Origin of the sequence: Mumia sp. ZJ1417, from assembly GCF_014127285.1 — a bacterium.
In the GTDB taxonomy this organism is placed as follows: domain Bacteria; phylum Actinomycetota; class Actinomycetes; order Propionibacteriales; family Nocardioidaceae; genus Mumia.
Map to the genome: position 1 here is coordinate 2,297,365 of NZ_CP059901.1, position 16,132 is coordinate 2,313,496.

Consider the following 16,132-nt stretch of genomic DNA (forward strand, 5'->3'; position numbering starts at 1 on the left):
ACCTTGTCGCATGACCCGTGACGCCGATGTGCCGTCGTACCGCGAGCACCTGAGCGTCCCAGCGTCGTGGTGGCTCGGCGCCGTCGGCCTCGCCTTCATGGTCTGGTGGATCTTCGCCCTCGCCACTCCCGCGTGGGTGGCGCTCGCTGCGGCGCTCCTCGCCGCGGTGGCCATCGGGTTTGGGCTCGTGCAGTACGGCAGCGCCGCGGTCGAGGTGTCCAACGTGCACCTGCGCGCCGGTTCGGCGCGCATCCCGCTCGTGCACTGCGGCGAGGTGACTGTCCTCGACGCCGCCCAGACCCGCGCGCTGCACGGCCCGCAGGCCGACGCACGCGCGTTCTTCCTGATCCGGCCGTACATCACCACGGCGGTCCGCATCGAGGTCGTCGATCCCCGCGACCCGACGCCCTACTGGCTCATCGGCACCCGTCACCCGCACGAGCTCGCCGATGCCCTCCTCGCGCGACGCGCCCGCGGCTAGATAACGACCTGAGGGCGATTCTCGCCGAAGGCTGCGGAAAACCTTCTCAGGCCCCCCCACGGAGATTAGGTTGTGCGGACTGACACGACCGATCGTGGGACCGAGGAGCAGCCGTGGAGGGATTCGGAGGCGGACTGGTCCTCATGCAGCGCGACGACTGGCCCGCGTTCGTCGATCGCATGTTCGCAGAGTCGAGGGACGAGGTCGACACCGTGGTGTCGCACACCCAGAACCAGTCGGTCGGGCTGCGCTCCGAGAGCTTGATGCGGGTCCACTTCGCCCAGTCCCAGCGCTGCCTCGTCCTCCCCTATCCGATCGGACGCAACGGCGACGGGCGCGAGATCCTCACCCTCTTCATCGGGTTGTCGCCGATGCGCGCGGGCGCGCTGGGGTCTGACGTCCTCTCGGCCGCGCGACTGCCGCGTGAGCGGCTGTCAGGCCAGTTCGGCCAACCGATCGGGCCCACCTCGCAGGTCATCGACCTGCTCGGCCCCCCGATCGCGGTGCTCGAGAGATGGTGGTCCGTCGAGCTCCCGTCCGTCGTGATCTTCGTCAGCGCCGAGACGACCGAGGACACTGTCGTACGGCTCGTCGAGAAGGCCGTGCCCGCTGCGGCGCGCCCGGTCGTTCCGATCCTCGTCGTCCCCGAGCGCGTCCGTGACGCCGTCACCTGCGTCCTGGGCGCGTACGGGCTCGCCCTGCCGCGCGCTGGTGGGGCCGTGGTCGCCCGCACAGCCCACGAACACCGGGCACGCGAGATCGCCACCCATTTCCCCCTCCGAGAAGACCCTCGGCGGCTCGCCCGCGTGATCGCCTGCGCCGTGGTCGAGCTGGGCACCGAGGTCCAGATGGCGCTCGCCACCAATGCCGCCGACAAGCTCCGCAACCTGCTTGCGGACGAGGACGACCCCGAGGAGCTCGCGCTGCGACGCGAGATCGAGCGTCAGACCTCCCGAGCAGATCGCCTCGACAACGAGCTGCACACGGCCCGCCGCCGCATCCGCCAGCTCGAGACCCTCGTCGCCCGCACAGAGCAGCAGAAGGCGGCGCCAGCGGCCCAGGTGGGCCCTCCAGCGGCCGCCCCTGTCTCGCGAGAGCCGGAGGCGGCGCCGCGCGTCCCTCCTCCTCCTCCTCCTCCGGAGTTCGCGACGTTCGCCGACCTGCTGGCCGCCGCGCGCCGCACGCTGAAGCACGTTGACCTCGCCGACGACCTCGAGGTCCGCGCGGCGGCGATCGACGAGCACGCCAAATCACCACGCTGGCGTCAGCGCTCGTGGGAGGCCCTCACGCTCCTCGAGGAGTACGCCGCCGCCAAGGCCGGCGGCACCGCGACAGCGCCCAGCCTTCGGGCGTACGTCGAGGATCATCCGCGCCCGACGATCTCCCCCAAGCACGTGGCCGCGGGCGAGTCCCAGCTCATCAAGGACACCCCGCACTTCCGCGAACCCCGTACCTTCACGCTCCCCCGTGAGGTCGCGCCGTCCGGGAAGGCCTTCTTCGGCCCCCACATCCGCATCCAGCTCGGCGGCGGCAGGCCCACCCCCCGGCTCTACTTCTACGACGACACGTCCGGGCCGACCCGCAGGGTCTACGTCGGCCATCTCGGCGACCATCTCCGTACCCGCCGGACGTGACCGCCCGCGCATCGGCTGCCGGAGGCGCTACCGTTTCGGCTGTGCGGGCCTCCGCACCTCGACGACGAAAGGACGGGTGAGCGTGGCGCGCAGCGCAAAGAAGCCGGCGGCGGGCACGACGGCGAAGAAGCCGAAGCAGAAGCGGCCCAGCAAGGCGGCGTGGCGACTGATCGACCGCACCTCGACGATCGCGGCCGGTGTCATCGCGACCCAGGCCGCCGCACTCGTCTGGAGGGCCGCCACAGGCCACCGGCCGCCCAGCGCCGACGCCTCGCGCGATCCGGGCATGGCGACCCGCGAGGCGGTGGCGTGGGCAGTGCTGGCTGGTGCGAGCGCCGGCCTGATCAAGGTGGTCCTCAACCGCCAGGCGGTCGCCTACTGGGTGAAGTCCACCGGCGACCTGCCTCCGGGGTTCAAGCACCCCAAGACCTGACCGTCCGTCCCACCAGGACACGACGACGCCCCCGACCGTCAGACGGTTCGGGGGCGTCGTCGTTGAACCTGATTAAGCGCAGTCCACGCAGATCAGCTGCTTGCCCTTCTCACGGGCGAGCTGACTGCGGTGATGCACCAGGAAGCACGACGTGCATGTGAACTCGTCCAGCTGCCTAGGAAGCACCTGGACCGAGAGTTCCTCGTGCGACAGATCGGCTCCGGGCAGCTCGAAAGACTCGGCCGCTTCGACCTCGTCCTCATCGACCTTGCCGGAGTTCTTCTCGTGCCGACGAGCCTTGAGCTCCTCGATGCTGTCTTCCGACTGCTCTTCTTCGGTCTTCCGAGGAGCGTCGTAGTCGGTCGCCATGAACCCTCCTCTTGACGTCTCGCACCCGGCCCCCGAGGGGCGGGCTCATCCCATTTCCATAACCTTCAGGCGCGCAGATTGTGCCACACAGATCGGCACGACCCAACTTCAGAAGCCACAAGCGCGTACGAGCCGCAAAAATTCCTCCGCAAACGCTTCCGGTGCGGCGACGACCAGTCGTTCGTCCGGGGGACCGTCGAGTCCGGTCACGATAACCCCGGCCTCCCTTGCGATCAGGCCCCCTGCGGCCAGGTCCCATGGTGCCAGACCCTGCTCGACGTACGCGTCGAGATGGCCCGCGGCAAGCGCGCAGAGGTCGAGCGCGGCCGATCCGGTGCGACGGATATCACGTACATCGAGCAGCATCCGCGCTACTGCCTGTGCTTGCCGTGCCCGCACCTCGGGCACGTAGTTGAACCCGGTCGCGACGAGGGCCTGAGAGGTCGCAGCAGGGGCGACCGACTGCAGCCTGACCGCCTCGCGCGACGGGCACTCCCGCCAGAACGAGCCGTTTCCTCGCACGGCGGTGAACTCGTGGCCCGCTGCAACGTCCACGACGCACCCTGCCTCGACGACACCGTCGACCTCGGCAGCGATGGCGACGGCGTACTGCGGGAGCCCGTAGATGAAGTTGACGGTGCCGTCGATCGGGTCGACGACCCACCGCACACCGGTGGAGCCCACGAGGCTCTCCCCGCCCTCCTCTCCCAGGAAGGCGTCGTCGGGCCGCTCGGCGAGGATCATCGACCGTACGAGCTGCTCGGTCGCGCGGTCGATCTCCGTGACGGGGTCGGTCGGACTCGACTTCGTGGCCGCGACGTCGACTCTGCCGGCCGGTCGGCGCTCGCGTACGAACGCAGCGGCAGCTCGCGCGGTCCTCAGCGCCAGCGTCCCCAGCGCCTCTGGGTCGGGACGACCGGTCACGGGGTCTTCTCCCCCAGCAGCGCCGGCCGCTCGGGGTCCCGGAGGTTGGCACAGCACCCGGCGGGACACGCGTTCCAGCTCGGCGGGAGCTCGCCGACGACGGGCTGCACAGGCTCCTCGCCACGTGCGGCCGCAGCCCGCTCGACGACCAGCTCACGGATCGCGGCGACGAACCGCGGATCCACCCCGGGAGTCGGGACCCTCGCGAAGCCGAGTCCGAGCCGCTCCGCGGTCTCCTTCGCCTCCGTGTCGAGGTCGTAGATGACCTCCATGTGGTCCGACACGAAGCCGATCGGGATCAGGACCACCGACGCGACGCCCTCCGCGGTGAGCTGCTCGAGGTGGTCGTTGACGTCCGGCTCGAGCCACGGCACGTGCGGCGAGCCCGAGCGGGAGCAGTACACGAGGTCGTACGCCCGCTCGACGCCGGTGCGCTCGGCGACGGCGGAGGCGACCTGCGCGGCGACGTCGCGGTGCTCGCGCACGTAGGCGGCACCACCGACGAGCGCCTCGCCGGTGGTGAAGCGCCCGCTCGCCTCGTTCATCGCGTCCGGGATCGAGTGGGTGACGAACACCAGCCGGGTGGCCGCAGCGTCGTAGCCCTCGTCGCCGAGCCGGTCGAGCGCCCCCACGGTGCCGTCGACGAACGGGGCGACGAACCCCGGGTGGTTGAAGTAGTGGCGGATCCGGTCGAGCCGCGGCGCGTCCTCGCCGACTGCGGCGGTCGCGTCGTACAGGTTCTCGCGATACTGGCGGCAGCCGGAGTACGACGTGTACGCGCTCGTGAACAGGCACACGGCCCGCTCCACGCCGTCGTCGCGCATCTGCGCGAGCGTGTCCGCGAGGTAGGGATCCCAGTTGCGGTTGCCCCAGTAGATCGGCAGGTCGATGCCGTGGGTGCGCAGCTCGAGCTGGAGGACGGCGAGCAGGTCGCGATTCTGGTCGTTGATCGGCGAACGTCCGCCGAACGAGAAGTAGTGCTCTCCCACCTCCACGAGCCGCTCGCGCGGGATGCCGCGCCCGCGGGTGACGTTCTCGAGGAACGGGACGACGTCGTCAGGCTGCTCCGGCCCCCCGAAGGAGACCAGCAGGAACGCGTCGTACGGACGGGTGTCGGGGACGGGTCGATCCATGTCGGCCATCCTTCCAACCCTGGCGATACGCTGCAGGGGTGACCCCGTCGGGGCGCCCGGAGGAGTCTCCTCCGCCACATCCGTCGCCAGGAATGCCGTTGCTCGACACGTACCGCCGGATCCTCGTGATTCCGGGAGCGCCGGCCTTCAGCTCGGCAGCACTCGTCGCCCGGCTCCCGATCTCGATGCTCGGCCTCGGCCTCGTGCTGCTCGTCTCCGAGCAGACCGGCTCGTACGGCGAGGCGGGCGCCATCTCCGCGGCCGCGCTGATCGCGAACGCCGTCGGGGCCCCGCTCCAGGGCCGGCTGACCGACCGCTTCGGCCAGCACCGGGTGCTTCCCGCAACGGCCGCGCTGTTCGGGCTGGGCCTGGCGCTCGGCCTCCTCGCGGTCGACCAGAACGCTCCGACTCCCGTCCCTCACCTGTGCGCGGCGCTCGCCGGACTGGCGCTCCCCCAGGCCGGGTCGATGGTCCGTGCCCGGTGGACGCACAACGCCGAGCCGTCGATGATCCCCACGGCGTTCGCCCTGGAGGCCGTGCTCGACGAGGTCGTCTTCATCGTCGGTCCCGTCGTGGTCACCTTCCTCGCGACCATGGTCAACCCGTACGTCGGCCTCATCGTCGCCGGCGTCGCGGGCATCAGCGGCTCGCTCGCCCTCGCCGTGCAGCGACGCACGGAACCGCCCTCTGGCCGTGCTCGCCAGCACGAGAGCCGGCGGGGCGCCATGCCCATCGCACTCCTCGCACCGCTGGTCGGCGCAGGCGTCGGCTTCGGGATCCTGTTCGGAGCCGCCGAGGTCGTGACGGTCGCGGTGGCCGAGGATGCCGGCCACAAGCAGCTCGCCGGAGTCCTGCTCGCGGTCTGGGCGGCAGGCAGCCTCATCGCCGGCTTCCTGGTGGGCGCGCGCCCGCCGGCCGTGACCCCGCTCCGCCAGCTGCGGATCACCGCCGCCGTGCTCACGCTCAGCATCGTCCCCCTCCTCCTGACGACCTCGCTCCCCCTGGTGGCCGCCGCGCTGTTCGTCTCCGGGTTCGCGATCGCACCGAGCATGGTGGCGGCGACCAGGCTCGTCGAGCAGGGCGTCCCTAAGGAGCGACTCACCGAGGGCATCGCATGGTTCACGACCGGCCTGGCGACGGGCGTCGCACCCGGCGCCGCCGTGTCGGGGTGGGTCGTCGACAACGCCGCCCCCTCCTGGGGCTACGCCGTCTGCCTCGGAGCGGGCGTGCTGGCGATGGCCGGATCGTGGGTCATCCGTGGCTCGCGTGCAGTTCAGTAGCCGTCCATGCCCGGCGGGAGCGGGGCGTGCCAGCCCCGGCGTAGGGCGATCATCCGGTAGCCGAAGGCCAGCAGCGCTCCAGGGACGAGGACCCACACGCCGGCCAGCTCCCACTCGATCGCGGCGACGGCCACCGAGGCGCCCAGCAGCGCCGGGAAGGCGTACAGCTCCTCACGCAGCACCACGGGGACGCGTCCCGCGAGAAGGTCACGGATCACGCCGCCACCGATGGCCGTGACCATGCCCATCAGCGCGGCCGCAACCGGCTCGAGGCCGAACTCGAGCGCCTTGGCGGCGCCGGTCACGCAGAACAGCCCCATCCCGGCGGCGTCGAAGACCGCGATCTTCCGCTCGACCCGACCGAGCACGGGATGGAACCGGAACGCGACCAGCCCGGCGAGCACCGGGACCATCAGATAGCGCCAGTCCATGAGCGCAGCCGGCGGCGTCGCGTCGATGAGGACGTCGCGCAGGAACCCGCCCCCCAGCCCGGTTGCACCCGCGAGCACGAGCACCCCGAAGATGTCGAGCGGCTTGCGGACCGCGACGAGAGCGCCGGACAGGGCGAACGCGGCGATGCCGACGAGGTCGGCGGCGACGAGCGCATGGGAGAGCACAGGACGAAACTAGCGCCGCGAGAGGGGTCCGAACGATCACCCTCTCGGCGCGCTTGCTTGGATTGAGGCCGACGGCACCCGAGACTGGGGCTGGTACGAGGCACGATGACGAAGGGGACGAGGATGCGAGACCTCACCGTGGTGGGGCTGAGCGAGGACCAGAGGTACGTGGTCCTGCGAGGCCCGGTCGGTGAGCTGTTCCGCGTCCCGGCCGACGACCGTCTGCGCGCCACCCTCAGGAACGACCGGGCACGACTCGGCCAGTTGGAGATAGCGATGGACAGTGCACTGCGTCCGCGAGACATCCAGGCTCGGATCCGCCGTGGGGAGTCGCCGGAGGAGGTGGCAGAGGCAGCCAAGCTCCCGGTGGAACGCATCATGGGCTACGCCCACCCGGTGCTCGCCGAGCGCGAGCACATGGCTGAGCGTGCCCGCGGGGCGACCGTGCGCCGCAAGCACGCCCAGTCGAACGCCCTGACGTTGGGCGAGTCCGTCGACACCACGCTGCGCAGCCGCGGCGTCGATCCTCAGACCGCCGACTGGGACTCGTGGCGTCGTGACGACGCTCGGTGGACCGTCTGTGTCCGGGCCGGTGCGGTGTCTGCCGACTACGTGTTCGACCCCGCCGGACGCTACACGTTCGCCGCGGACGAGGCCGCACGCGAGCTGGTCGGCGACGTGCCGGATGCATCGGACTCCTCGGAGATGGCGATCGCCGACGCCGTGTCGCGGCCGGTCGACGTCGTCGAGCTCGACTCCGACCCGCGGGTCACCTCGCTGCGTCATGCGCGCGCACGACGCGCCGCCCAGGCGAGCGAACGCACCGAGGAGCAGCCCACCCTCAACGACCTGCCCAGCGTGACGGAGCCGGAGCCGACGCTCGAGCTGGACGAACCCGCCGAGGCCGCCACCATGTCCGCTCCCCCAGCGGCGCCGCCCGAGCCCGATGCCGCCCCGCGCGAGCGCGACGGCTCAGGTGATCCCCGCCCTGCCCGCCAGAGCGCGGCGGCATCCGACGAGACCGACCCGTCCGACGAGACCGACCCGTCCGACATGATCGACGCGTCCGAGGACGACGCCGACGCCGACGTCGACGGAGCCGACGAGCAGCCGCGCAAGCGCGCGCCACGGCGACGCGAGCGGCGTCGGGTCCCGTCGTGGGACGAGATCATGTTCGGCGACAAGGGCTGACTGTCTGCCTCTGGACATACGAAAGGAGCCCCGTACCGCAGTGCGGTTCGGGGCTCCTTCGTACGGGCCGACTCAGCCGGTGACGTCGATCGTCACGGAGCCTCGGCAGATCTGGACCACCGACATCTCCTGGCCCGCAGCGGGGATCGTGGTGCCGACCGTCACCGAGATCGACCGCACCGCGCCCGGGGCGTCACCCTCGCTCAGCGTCACGATCGCCGACGCGGTGTCGACGTCGACGTCGATCGACCCGACGCCCGCGTTGACGTTCTCCGCGATCACCGTGCTGGCGCCCTGGACGACGACCGTGCCGCCGTCAGCGTCGCCGAGGCACCCCGACTGCTGGTCGTCCGCTCCGCCGCAGCCCGTGATCAGCCCCGCCGTGAACATCACCGCCAACGCCGCCGTCACCCGACGTGCCCTCACCTGCGCCCTCCTTCGATGCAACTCGGTCCCGTGTCTCTTCAGTCCTTGAGCGGACGCCCCTCGGCGTCCGTCTTCCATCCGTTGGCACCGACGAGGTAGAGGATCCCCTCGACGAATCCCCAGATCGCCCCGAGGCCGCACGTGAGGATCGTCACGACGATCTGGACGACACCGATGGTGGTGTAGCCGAGATAGAAGCGGTGGATGCCGAATCCGCCGAGGAAGATGCCGAGAAGCCCGGCGACGAGCTTGCTCTTGGCCTGCGGATCGACGTAGCCGTAGCCCGGTGCACCGTACGCGCCGTAGGGCTGCTGGCCGTACGGGGGCTGCTGATCGTAGGGCTGCTGACCGTACGGGGGCTGCTGGCCGTAGGCCGGCTGACCGTACGGCTGCTGCTGGCCGTAGCCGGGCTGCGGCGCGTACGGGTCCTGGCCGTACGGAGGCACCTGCGGCGGCTGCGGCGCATAGGGATCCTGGCCGTAGACCGGCTGGTCGGTGGGCGCCTGCGCGTCCGTACCGGGGTAGCCCCAGCTCGCGTCGGCGGGCTGCTGCGGCTGGTCGCTCTGCGGCTGGTCGCTCTGCGGCGCGCCTGCCTCCGGCTCACCCTCGGGGCGGTCGTCGTCCGGCCCTCCCGGGGCCGATGAGTCGCTCACTCGTCACTCCTTTGTCGTGGCTCCCCACACCCTAGCGGTCGCCTGGGCGGTGGCCCTCGGTCTACCGTGGACAGGGACCCGACAACCAGGAGATCCCTATGACGACCGACCAGGACATCCTTACGACGATCTCCTCGCTGGTGGCGGAGGAGAAGTCCCTACGAGAGCGCAGAGAGCGCGGCGAGGCCGACCCAGAGGCCGAGCTCGCCCGGCTCCGGCAGGTCGAGACCAGCCTCGACCAGTGCTGGGACCTGCTGCGTCAGCGACGTGCCAAGGAAGAGTTCGGCGAGGATCCCGGCCACGCAGCCGTACGCCCCGCCGATGAGGTCGAGGGCTACTTGAGCTGACGTCAGTCGGTCTCGCCGAGCCCGAACGCCCGGACGGCGTTGTCGCGGCTCACGGCCCGGGTGAGGCGATCGGACGTGGCCCTGTCGATCTCGTCACGCACGACGAGGTCGTGCAGCACCGTTCCGAGCCCACGACGGAAGAGCACGGCCGCGAGGTAGTGGTGCTCGGCGAGGCCGTACCCGTCCGAGCTGTAGACGAGTCTCCCGAACGGCGCGGCCAGCAGCACCTCCGCGACGACGCGCGCTGACAGGTCGCCGCCTGCACGCATCACCCGCCCGATGTCGAGATGGACGTGTGCGTACGACCGCGCGAGGACGGCGGCGATCTCGTGGTGCGGGTACGAGTTGATGAGGATGACCGGGGCGCCGAGGGACTCGGTCGCCTCCAGGAAAGGGCGCAACGCCAGAGGGTCGCCGAAGATCGGTCGCCCCGGTGCCAGCACGTGTCCGAGTGGAACCTGGAGCGGCAGGCCCGCCTCCAGCGCCGCGAACGCGAGCCACGTGTGCCACCGCGGGTCGTCCGCCCGTTCCTCGGGTTCGGTGGTGCCGACGAGGTCGCCGAGCGAGGAGTCCGCCAGCGGGCGAGCGCCCAGCATGGGCCCGTTGGCGGCTCCCCCGACGGACGGAGAGCGGACGCCCGCGAGAGTGACGGCGGCGACGGCGTCCGTACGAGACAGCTCGGACCGTACGGCATCGGCGAGAGCGGGAGGGTCGACCTGCGCCAGCAGACCGGCGGCGAGGTCCTCCAGGCGGACGACGCGGTGCCCCCGCGCGTCGGCGGCCGTGAGCGTCGCCTCAAGATCGGTGCCCTCCGGCTCGTCGAGCACGAGGTCGCCGACGCCCGCGCGCGACAGCAGCCTGCGGTTGACCTCGGCGGCACCGAGCTCGCGACGTCGGGCGAGATAGGCGTCCAGAGCGGCGTGCGCGTCGAGGTCCAGCACGGGCGCGCACCAACGGCGCAGCGCCACCGTGGACATGGACTCCAGAGCCTGACCGGCACCCATCAGTCCGGCGAACGCCTCGTCGGTGAGATCACCGGTCAGCACCGGATGGCAGTGGGCGTCGACGAGCCGGGGCCAGTCGTCGGGCACGGGGCTCCGCCAACGGTCGGGCATCGAACCACCTCCCGGACGAGCCGCGGTGTGCCCGAGCGTACGCGCCGTCGCGGCTCATTGTCGCTGGACGGTGCACCTCAGGGTGCCGTACTAGCCTGGCCGGATGAGCCGGCTCGCGCGGTCCGATCGTCACGCCATCCTCGTGGACGCGGGATACCTGCTCGCGTCGTCCGCGCAGATCCTCGTCGGGACCTCCCTGCGCCGCGCCATCGCGGTGAGCTGGGAGCGCCTGGTCACCGGCATCAAGGTGTCCGCCGCCGACCACACCGACACCCGGCTTCTCCGTGTCTTCTGGTACGACGCCGCGAACGCGCTGGGCACCCGCACGCTCTCCGAGGAGCACAACCTCGTCTCGCTCCTGCCCGACGTGAAGCTGCGGCTGGGTCGCGTCAACAACGAGGGCGCCCAGAAGGGCGTCGACACCCGCATCGCCCTCGATCTCGTCAACCTCGCGCTCCAGGGTGCGGTCTCGGAGATCTTCCTGGTCTCTGGCGACGACGACCTGACCGAGGCCGTGGACATGGCGCAGGACTACGGAGTACGGGTCACGCTGTTCAACGTGCCCAACGACGAGTCACGCATCGGCGTCCACGCGACGGCGATGAACCTCGCACGCGTCGCGGACGATCGTCTCCGGATCCCGCTCGAGACCATCCGCGCCGCGATCACACCGTCGCCGCGCCAGCGCGCTGAGCCCGTGCCGGTGCCGGACCCCGTCGCGGAGGTGGTCACTGAGGAGGAGGCTCCCGCTCCGCCGCGACTGAGGATCCCGACGCCCTCCGACGTCGCCCGCCTGCACCCCGCGCCGACCACCTCGGCTACGCCCTCCCCGCAGCCCGCGGTCTCGCTCGCGTGGAGCAGCTCGACCGCGCACTCCGGTGGCGGACCGGGAGCCGATCCCGACGCCGACCTCCGAGCGGTGATCCCCGAGGTGGTCCGCACGGTGGTGCGCAACTGGCTGGACTCCGCCACGCAGGCCGACGTCCGCGCACTCGTCGCGACCCGGCCGACGATCCCCGGCGACGTCGACTCGACGCTCCTCAACGACCTGGTCGCCCACAGCGACGACCGCTACCGGGTGCTGCAGACCGAGACGCGGTGGCAGCTTCGTGAGGCGTTCTGGGCCGAGGTTGACCAGCACGTGTGAGCGGCTCGGCGGCCGTCGGAGCGAGAATCACCCGCCGCGCGTCGAAACATCGGCGAAGGCCCTCCGCTCGCGTAGGGTCACAGGGTGGCCGTACGACGACTGCTGTTCGCCTCCGTGACGCTCCTCCTGACGGCGGGGCTGGTGATGACGGGGCTGTCCGCTCCCGCTCAGGCTGCCTCGGGTCAGGTCTCGTCGCGCAGCGCGACGCTCTTCAAGAACTGCTTCAGCCATCCGTTCCGGTACGCACTCAGCGGCGTCGGCACGGGGTGGACGCTGACGGTCGATCTCGTGACGGCCGGCGGCCGCCGCGTCGACCGCGCGGTGGTCCCGGCGAGCGCGGGCGCCTCGGGCACCGGCGCATTCCGGCTGTGCGCCGGGACAGTGCGACCGGGCGCATACACCGTGCGCTCACGTGTGACGTGGCCAGCCGACGCCGCGCGTGCGCCGCTCGCGCTGCCGACCACCGGCTTGACGCTGATCCGGCCCCGGTCGACGACGGCACTGGGCCTCTCAACCCGCCGCCCCAAGCTCCGCAAGCACCTCAAGATCACCACGACCGTGCGGGTCGCGCGCCCGTACGGCCTCTTCACGGCGCAGGGCATCCGGGTCAAGGCGCAGGTCCGGCACAAGGGCCGCTGGCGCACGCTCGGCAAGGTGCGCGTCACGAACGCCGCGGGCATCGCGAGCTGGCGTGTCCGCTGGCGCTACGCGAAGCCCAAGAAGGTCCGCGTCGTCACGCGTCGCAGCATCTATCAGGCATCATCGACGTCGCGGGTCGTCCTGGTCCGCAGCAAGGCCCCGAAGCCGAAGCGCTGAGCTACTGCGGCGAGGACGCCGTCGCGCGGCGTCAGGCTCGGACATCCACCGCACCAGCTGCCAGATCAACCCGTTGTCGTCGGCGAACTGACAGAACCGCTCGCCCCACGGCTCGGTCTCCGGCGGTGTCACGACACGGGCGCCGAGCGCGGCGATCCGCGCGAACTCGGCGTCGAGGTCGTTCACGACGAACACCAGCAGCGTGCCCTGACCGGCGGCGCCGGCGATCGCCTCGGGCTTGAACGTGGCCAGGCCCGTGCGCAAGAACACCAGGTTCAGACCCACATCAGGATGCTCGAGCGGCCGCCTTCGACCCCGCACCGCAGGCGGGCGAGCTCGCCCGCGTCCTCGACGGGCTCGCGAGCCTGTCGGACTGAGGCCGAAGCTGCCAGTCCTGCTGCTCAGACCTCGGCGCTGACCTTCGCCAGGACCTGCGCGAAGGTCGCCGGCTCCTGCGCTCCTGAGACCCCGTAGCGCCCCTCGATGACGAAGAACGGCACGCTGCTGATCCCGTACGCGCGTGCTTGAGCGAGGTCGGCGTCGACCGCAGCGGCGTACGTTCCTTCGTCGAGCGCGCGAAGCACCCCGTCACGGTCGAGCCCGACCTCGGCGGCGAGGTCGGCCAGCACGTCGTCGTGACCGAGGTGGGCGCCCTCCTCGAAGTACGCCGTGAACAGCCGCTCGACCAGGGCCATCTGGAGGTCCTCGGCCTTCGCGAGGTGGAGCACCTGGTGCGGCTTGAGCGTCCTGGTCTGCTGGATGGCGTCGAAGTCGTACGCGAGCCCCTCCTGCGTGCCGAGGTCCGTGATCCGACCGACCATCTGCCGGACCTGCGCCTCGCCCATGCCCTTGTGCTGCACGAGGAAGTCGACTGTCGACCCCGCAAAGTCGACCGGCGTGTCGGGCGAGAGCTCGTACGAGTGGAACTCCAGCGTGACCTCGCGGTCGCCTCCCTCCGCGCGGTACTGCTTCACGCCCTCCTCGAGTCGGCGCTTCCCGAGGAAGCACCACGGACAGGCAAGGTCGGACCACACGTCGATCTTCAGGGGACGGCTCATGCCGGGGGCAACGGTTCCCACGGCACCGTGATTCCCGCTCAGGGGTTCGCTTCTGGCGGGTCCTCGTCGGGGTCGCGCTTGTCGGGCTCGCGCGTGTGGGGCTCGCGCTCGGCCGGCTCGGTCGAGATGACGAAGTCGGCCCCGTGCTGCTCGATCCCGGACTCGACAGCCTCCTGGACGAGCTCGGCGGCGATGTCGCCACGGACGGTGAGGGCATCGCTGCGCAGGTCGACCCACAGCGCGTACGTGATCAGCACCATGATGACGGCGAACGGCAACGAGGTGACGACCGTGATGCTCTGCAGACCGTCCAACGCGTTCCGGCCGCCGAGGATCAGCATGATCGCCGCGACCGAGCCGGTGGCGACACCCCAGAAGACGACGACCCCTCTGCCGGGCTCGACGGCCCCGTGCTGCGAGAGGCTGCCCATCACGATCGACGCGGCGTCCGCCCCGGACACGAAGAAGATCGCGACCAGGACCATGACAAGCACGGACGTGACCGTGGCCAGCGGGAACTGGTCGAGCAGCTGGAAGAGCGTGAAGTCGCTCTCGACGGCGCCATCGCTGTTGGTCAGGGCCCCGGTGACATCCTGCTCGTGGATGCCGGCCGCCCCGAAGATCGAGAACCAGACCAGGCTGATGAGCGTCGGGACCAGGAGGACGCCGGTGACGAACTGGCGGATCGTGCGCCCCTTGCTGATCCGGGCGATGAAGAGCCCGACGAACGGCGTCCAGGAGATCCACCACGCCCAGTAAAAGATCGTCCACCTGGCCAGCCAGTCCTCCATCGCCACCCCGCCGGCGGCATCTGTCCGCGAGGCCATCTCAGCCATGTCGCCGAGGTAGGCACCGATCGTCTCGGGCACCACGTTGAGGATCAGGAGCGTCGGGCCGACGACGAACACGAACACCGCCAGCGACACGGCAAGCACCATGTTGGTGTTGGCCAGCCACTGGATGCCGCGCTCGATGCCGGAGACGGCCGACGCCACGAAGGCGACGGTGAGCACGGCGATGATGCCGACCAGCACGGGCTCCCCCACCGGCCCCGTCCAGTCGAGGAACTCCATGCCCGCGCCGATCTGGAGCGCACCGAGCCCGAGCGAGACGGCCGACCCGAAGAGTGTGGCAAAGATCGCGAGGATGTCGATGACCTTGCCTGCCGGGCCTTCCGAGCGGGCCCCGAGCAACGGGCGGAAGACCGAGGACACGAGCTGGGACCGCGAGCGCCGGAACGTGCTGTACGCGATCGCGAGGCCGACCACCGCATAGATCGCCCACGGATGCAGTCCCCAGTGGAACATCGTGGTCGCCATGGCGGTCCGCATCGCCTCGGCCGTCTCTGGGGTGGCGGTGCCCGGTGGCGGCGACACGTAGTGCGACAGCGGCTCGGCGACCCCGAAGAACATCAGACCGATGCCCATACCGGCGCTGAACATCATCGCGATCCACGAGACCGTCTTGAACTCCGGCTGGGAGTCGTCGGCGCCGAGCGGGATGCGCCCGTAGCGCGACGCGGCGAGCCAGATGACGTACACGACGAAGTAGCTGGCAACGAGGACGTAGAACCAGCCGGTGTTGCGGATGACCCAGTTCTGCGACTCGTTGGCGACCGTGCTCAGCGAGTCCGTGCCGACCGCTCCCCACACCACGAAGGCGATCGCGATAACGGAGGTGACTCCGAAGACCACCCTGTCGACCGGCTTCTCCTGGCCGGTCCCGAGGGGCCTCGTACGGCGGCCGCGCAGGGCGTTGTCGGACCACGAGCTCAGCCGGGGTCGCCTCGTGCGGCGTCCTGCGCGACCCTCACGTCGGCGCGGCTGTCGGCTGGTCATGAGCACTCCGTCCCGCCGACCCTCACGAGGTTCGACTTCGCTCACCGATCATTCGCGCGGCGCTCGGTGGACGCCACTCGAACCAGCCCCGAACCGCGTGTCGCAGCTCGGCGCGAGCACCCACCGACCTGCTAGGGTTCTGGAAGAAGTTGTTCGGTTCAGCGCAGGTGAAACTCCGCGCCTTCGGTTCGACCGTTGGCGCGTTTGTCTTACCTGCGTCGGGCACACCACCACGAACGTGTGGCGGTGGAACAACATGCACGGGGGTCGGCAACGGCCGGCTCCACAGTTCGACGAAAGAGCAAGAAATGTCGCAAGGCACCGTGAAGTGGTTCAACGACGAGAAGGGCTTCGGCTTCATCGCGCAAGACGGTGGCGGTGACGACGTGTTCGTCCACTACACCGCAATCACTGGGAACGGCTTCCGCACGCTGGCCGAGAACCAGCGCGTCGAGTTCGACGTCACCCAGGGCCAGAAGGGCCCGCAGGCGGAGAACGTTCGCGCCATCTGAGAAGTCGTCTCTCCACGAGACTTCTGACGAGGGCCCCGACACCGGATGGTGTCGGGGCCCTCGCTCGTGTCGACCTCTTGCGCGCTCCGTACCCCCGCAGCGGAGCGAGCAGGACGTCGACCAGATCACCCGAGAACTGGTCCCCGGGCCACGTCCGC

19 protein-coding genes are annotated in these 16,132 nt (G+C 70.5%); 9 read left to right on the forward strand and 10 right to left on the reverse strand.

What is annotated here, in order from left to right; genetic code table 11:
• Window positions 1-10 precede the first annotated feature (10 nt).
• The 3 genes from H4N58_RS11225 (at window position 11) to H4N58_RS11235 (ending at window position 2,548) form a co-directional block, all read left to right on the forward strand.
• Entirely contained in the window at window positions 11-481 is a 471-nt protein-coding gene (locus tag H4N58_RS11225) for a DUF3093 domain-containing protein (RefSeq protein WP_208322342.1), read from the forward strand.
• Window positions 482-594: 113 nt separating this feature from the next.
• Complete coding sequence (locus tag H4N58_RS11230; RefSeq protein ID WP_167250698.1) at window positions 595-2,115, forward strand: hypothetical protein; 1,521 nt, start codon at window positions 595-597, stop codon at window positions 2,113-2,115.
• 82 nt (window positions 2,116-2,197) lie between these two features.
• The gene (locus tag H4N58_RS11235) at window positions 2,198-2,548 is read left to right on the forward strand and encodes a DUF4235 domain-containing protein (protein WP_167003102.1); all 351 of its coding nucleotides are present in this window, start codon (window positions 2,198-2,200) and stop codon (window positions 2,546-2,548) included.
• 72 nt (window positions 2,549-2,620) lie between these two features.
• Here the strand turns inward: H4N58_RS11235 and H4N58_RS11240 are convergent, their stop codons facing one another.
• The 3 genes from H4N58_RS11240 to H4N58_RS11250 form a co-directional block, all read right to left on the reverse strand.
• Window positions 2,621-2,917 (reverse strand): DUF4193 domain-containing protein, encoded by a 297-nt coding sequence (locus H4N58_RS11240; protein ID WP_167003104.1) that lies wholly within the window; start codon window positions 2,915-2,917, stop codon window positions 2,621-2,623.
• 108 nt (window positions 2,918-3,025) lie between these two features.
• On the reverse strand, window positions 3,026-3,841 hold the full coding sequence (locus H4N58_RS11245; RefSeq protein ID WP_167250696.1) for an inositol monophosphatase family protein: 816 nt from the start codon (window positions 3,839-3,841) through the stop codon (window positions 3,026-3,028).
• A complete protein-coding gene (locus H4N58_RS11250) occupies window positions 3,838-4,974 on the reverse strand; it encodes a ferrochelatase (protein ID WP_182397089.1) in 1,137 nt (378 codons plus the stop codon). The genes H4N58_RS11245 and H4N58_RS11250 overlap by 4 nt, the downstream gene beginning before the upstream one ends.
• Before the next feature lie 98 nt (window positions 4,975-5,072).
• Between H4N58_RS11250 and H4N58_RS11255 the strand changes: the two genes are divergently transcribed.
• On the forward strand, window positions 5,073-6,254 hold the full coding sequence (locus tag H4N58_RS11255) for an MFS transporter (protein WP_167003110.1): 1,182 nt from the start codon (window positions 5,073-5,075) through the stop codon (window positions 6,252-6,254).
• Here the strand turns inward: H4N58_RS11255 and H4N58_RS11260 are convergent.
• The gene (locus H4N58_RS11260) at window positions 6,248-6,871 is read right to left on the reverse strand and encodes a trimeric intracellular cation channel family protein (RefSeq protein WP_167003112.1); all 624 of its coding nucleotides are present in this window, start codon (window positions 6,869-6,871) and stop codon (window positions 6,248-6,250) included. The genes H4N58_RS11255 and H4N58_RS11260 overlap by 7 nt on opposite strands.
• 123 nt (window positions 6,872-6,994) lie before the next feature.
• Here H4N58_RS11260 and sepH point away from each other — a divergent pair, with 123 nt between their 5' ends.
• Window positions 6,995-8,062 carry a septation protein SepH gene (gene sepH, locus H4N58_RS11265; protein ID WP_167250692.1) on the forward strand — a complete coding sequence of 356 codons (1,068 nt, stop codon included), beginning with the start codon at window positions 6,995-6,997 and terminating at the stop codon, window positions 8,060-8,062.
• A 72-nt stretch (window positions 8,063-8,134) separates the two neighbouring features.
• Here sepH and H4N58_RS11270 read toward each other — a convergent pair whose 3' ends face one another.
• Both H4N58_RS11270 and H4N58_RS11275 read right to left on the reverse strand, forming a co-directional pair.
• Window positions 8,135-8,488, reverse strand: a complete 354-nt coding sequence (locus H4N58_RS11270; RefSeq protein ID WP_167003116.1) for a hypothetical protein — start codon at window positions 8,486-8,488, stop codon at window positions 8,135-8,137.
• 38 nt (window positions 8,489-8,526) lie between these two features.
• A complete protein-coding gene (locus H4N58_RS11275) occupies window positions 8,527-9,141 on the reverse strand; it encodes a TM2 domain-containing protein (protein WP_167250690.1) in 615 nt (204 codons plus the stop codon).
• Window positions 9,142-9,239: 98 nt separating this feature from the next.
• Between H4N58_RS11275 and H4N58_RS11280 the strand changes: the two genes are divergently transcribed.
• Entirely contained in the window at window positions 9,240-9,488 is a 249-nt protein-coding gene (locus H4N58_RS11280) for a DUF2630 family protein (RefSeq protein WP_167003120.1), read from the forward strand.
• Between the two features lie 2 nt (window positions 9,489-9,490).
• On the opposite strand, the gene H4N58_RS11285 is transcribed toward H4N58_RS11280, so the two are convergent.
• Entirely contained in the window at window positions 9,491-10,603 is a 1,113-nt protein-coding gene (locus H4N58_RS11285) for an amidohydrolase (protein ID WP_167003122.1), read from the reverse strand.
• A gap of 103 nt (window positions 10,604-10,706) precedes the next feature.
• Between H4N58_RS11285 and H4N58_RS11290 the strand changes: the two genes are divergently transcribed.
• Entirely contained in the window at window positions 10,707-11,750 is a 1,044-nt protein-coding gene (locus H4N58_RS11290; protein WP_167250688.1) for an NYN domain-containing protein, read from the forward strand.
• A gap of 84 nt (window positions 11,751-11,834) precedes the next feature.
• Window positions 11,835-12,566, forward strand: coding sequence for a hypothetical protein (locus tag H4N58_RS11295; protein ID WP_167003126.1), 732 nt, complete (start codon window positions 11,835-11,837; stop codon window positions 12,564-12,566).
• On the opposite strand, the gene H4N58_RS11300 is transcribed toward H4N58_RS11295, so the two are convergent.
• The 3 genes from H4N58_RS11300 to H4N58_RS11310 all read right to left on the reverse strand — a co-directional run bounded on the left by H4N58_RS11300 (window position 12,510) and on the right by H4N58_RS11310 (window position 15,462).
• A complete protein-coding gene (locus H4N58_RS11300; protein ID WP_208322898.1) occupies window positions 12,510-12,851 on the reverse strand; it encodes a glyoxalase/bleomycin resistance/extradiol dioxygenase family protein in 342 nt (113 codons plus the stop codon). The genes H4N58_RS11295 and H4N58_RS11300 overlap by 57 nt on opposite strands.
• Window positions 12,852-12,967: 116 nt before the next feature.
• Complete coding sequence (locus H4N58_RS11305; RefSeq protein WP_167250686.1) at window positions 12,968-13,624, reverse strand: DsbA family protein; 657 nt, start codon at window positions 13,622-13,624, stop codon at window positions 12,968-12,970.
• 38 nt (window positions 13,625-13,662) lie between these two features.
• Window positions 13,663-15,462: a BCCT family transporter gene (locus H4N58_RS11310; protein WP_167250684.1), complete on the reverse strand. Its 1,800-nt coding sequence runs from the start codon at window positions 15,460-15,462 to the stop codon at window positions 13,663-13,665.
• A 308-nt stretch (window positions 15,463-15,770) separates the two neighbouring features.
• Here H4N58_RS11310 and H4N58_RS11315 point away from each other — a divergent pair, with 308 nt between their 5' ends.
• Window positions 15,771-15,974, forward strand: coding sequence for a cold-shock protein (locus tag H4N58_RS11315; RefSeq protein ID WP_139105401.1), 204 nt, complete (start codon window positions 15,771-15,773; stop codon window positions 15,972-15,974).
• Window positions 15,975-16,132: the final 158 nt, after the last annotated feature.

What these genes read in the sequence shown, in the direction of transcription:
- H4N58_RS11225 (WP_208322342.1), top strand. Translation starts at nt 11, where the DNA reads ATGACCCGTGACGCCGATGTGCCGTCGTACCGCGAGCACCTGAGCGTC.
- H4N58_RS11240 (WP_167003104.1), bottom strand. Translation starts at nt 2,917, where the DNA reads ATGGCGACCGACTACGACGCTCCTCGGAAGACCGAAGAAGAGCAGTCG.
- H4N58_RS11250 (WP_182397089.1), bottom strand. Translation starts at nt 4,974, where the DNA reads ATGGATCGACCCGTCCCCGACACCCGTCCGTACGACGCGTTCCTGCTG.
- sepH (WP_167250692.1), top strand. Translation starts at nt 6,995, where the DNA reads ATGCGAGACCTCACCGTGGTGGGGCTGAGCGAGGACCAGAGGTACGTG.
- H4N58_RS11280 (WP_167003120.1), top strand. Translation starts at nt 9,240, where the DNA reads ATGACGACCGACCAGGACATCCTTACGACGATCTCCTCGCTGGTGGCG.
- H4N58_RS11285 (WP_167003122.1), bottom strand. Translation starts at nt 10,603, where the DNA reads ATGCCCGACCGTTGGCGGAGCCCCGTGCCCGACGACTGGCCCCGGCTC.
- H4N58_RS11290 (WP_167250688.1), top strand. Translation starts at nt 10,707, where the DNA reads ATGAGCCGGCTCGCGCGGTCCGATCGTCACGCCATCCTCGTGGACGCG.
- H4N58_RS11305 (WP_167250686.1), bottom strand. Translation starts at nt 13,624, where the DNA reads ATGAGCCGTCCCCTGAAGATCGACGTGTGGTCCGACCTTGCCTGTCCG.
- H4N58_RS11310 (WP_167250684.1), bottom strand. Translation starts at nt 15,462, where the DNA reads ATGACCAGCCGACAGCCGCGCCGACGTGAGGGTCGCGCAGGACGCCGC.
- H4N58_RS11315 (WP_139105401.1), top strand. Translation starts at nt 15,771, where the DNA reads ATGTCGCAAGGCACCGTGAAGTGGTTCAACGACGAGAAGGGCTTCGGC.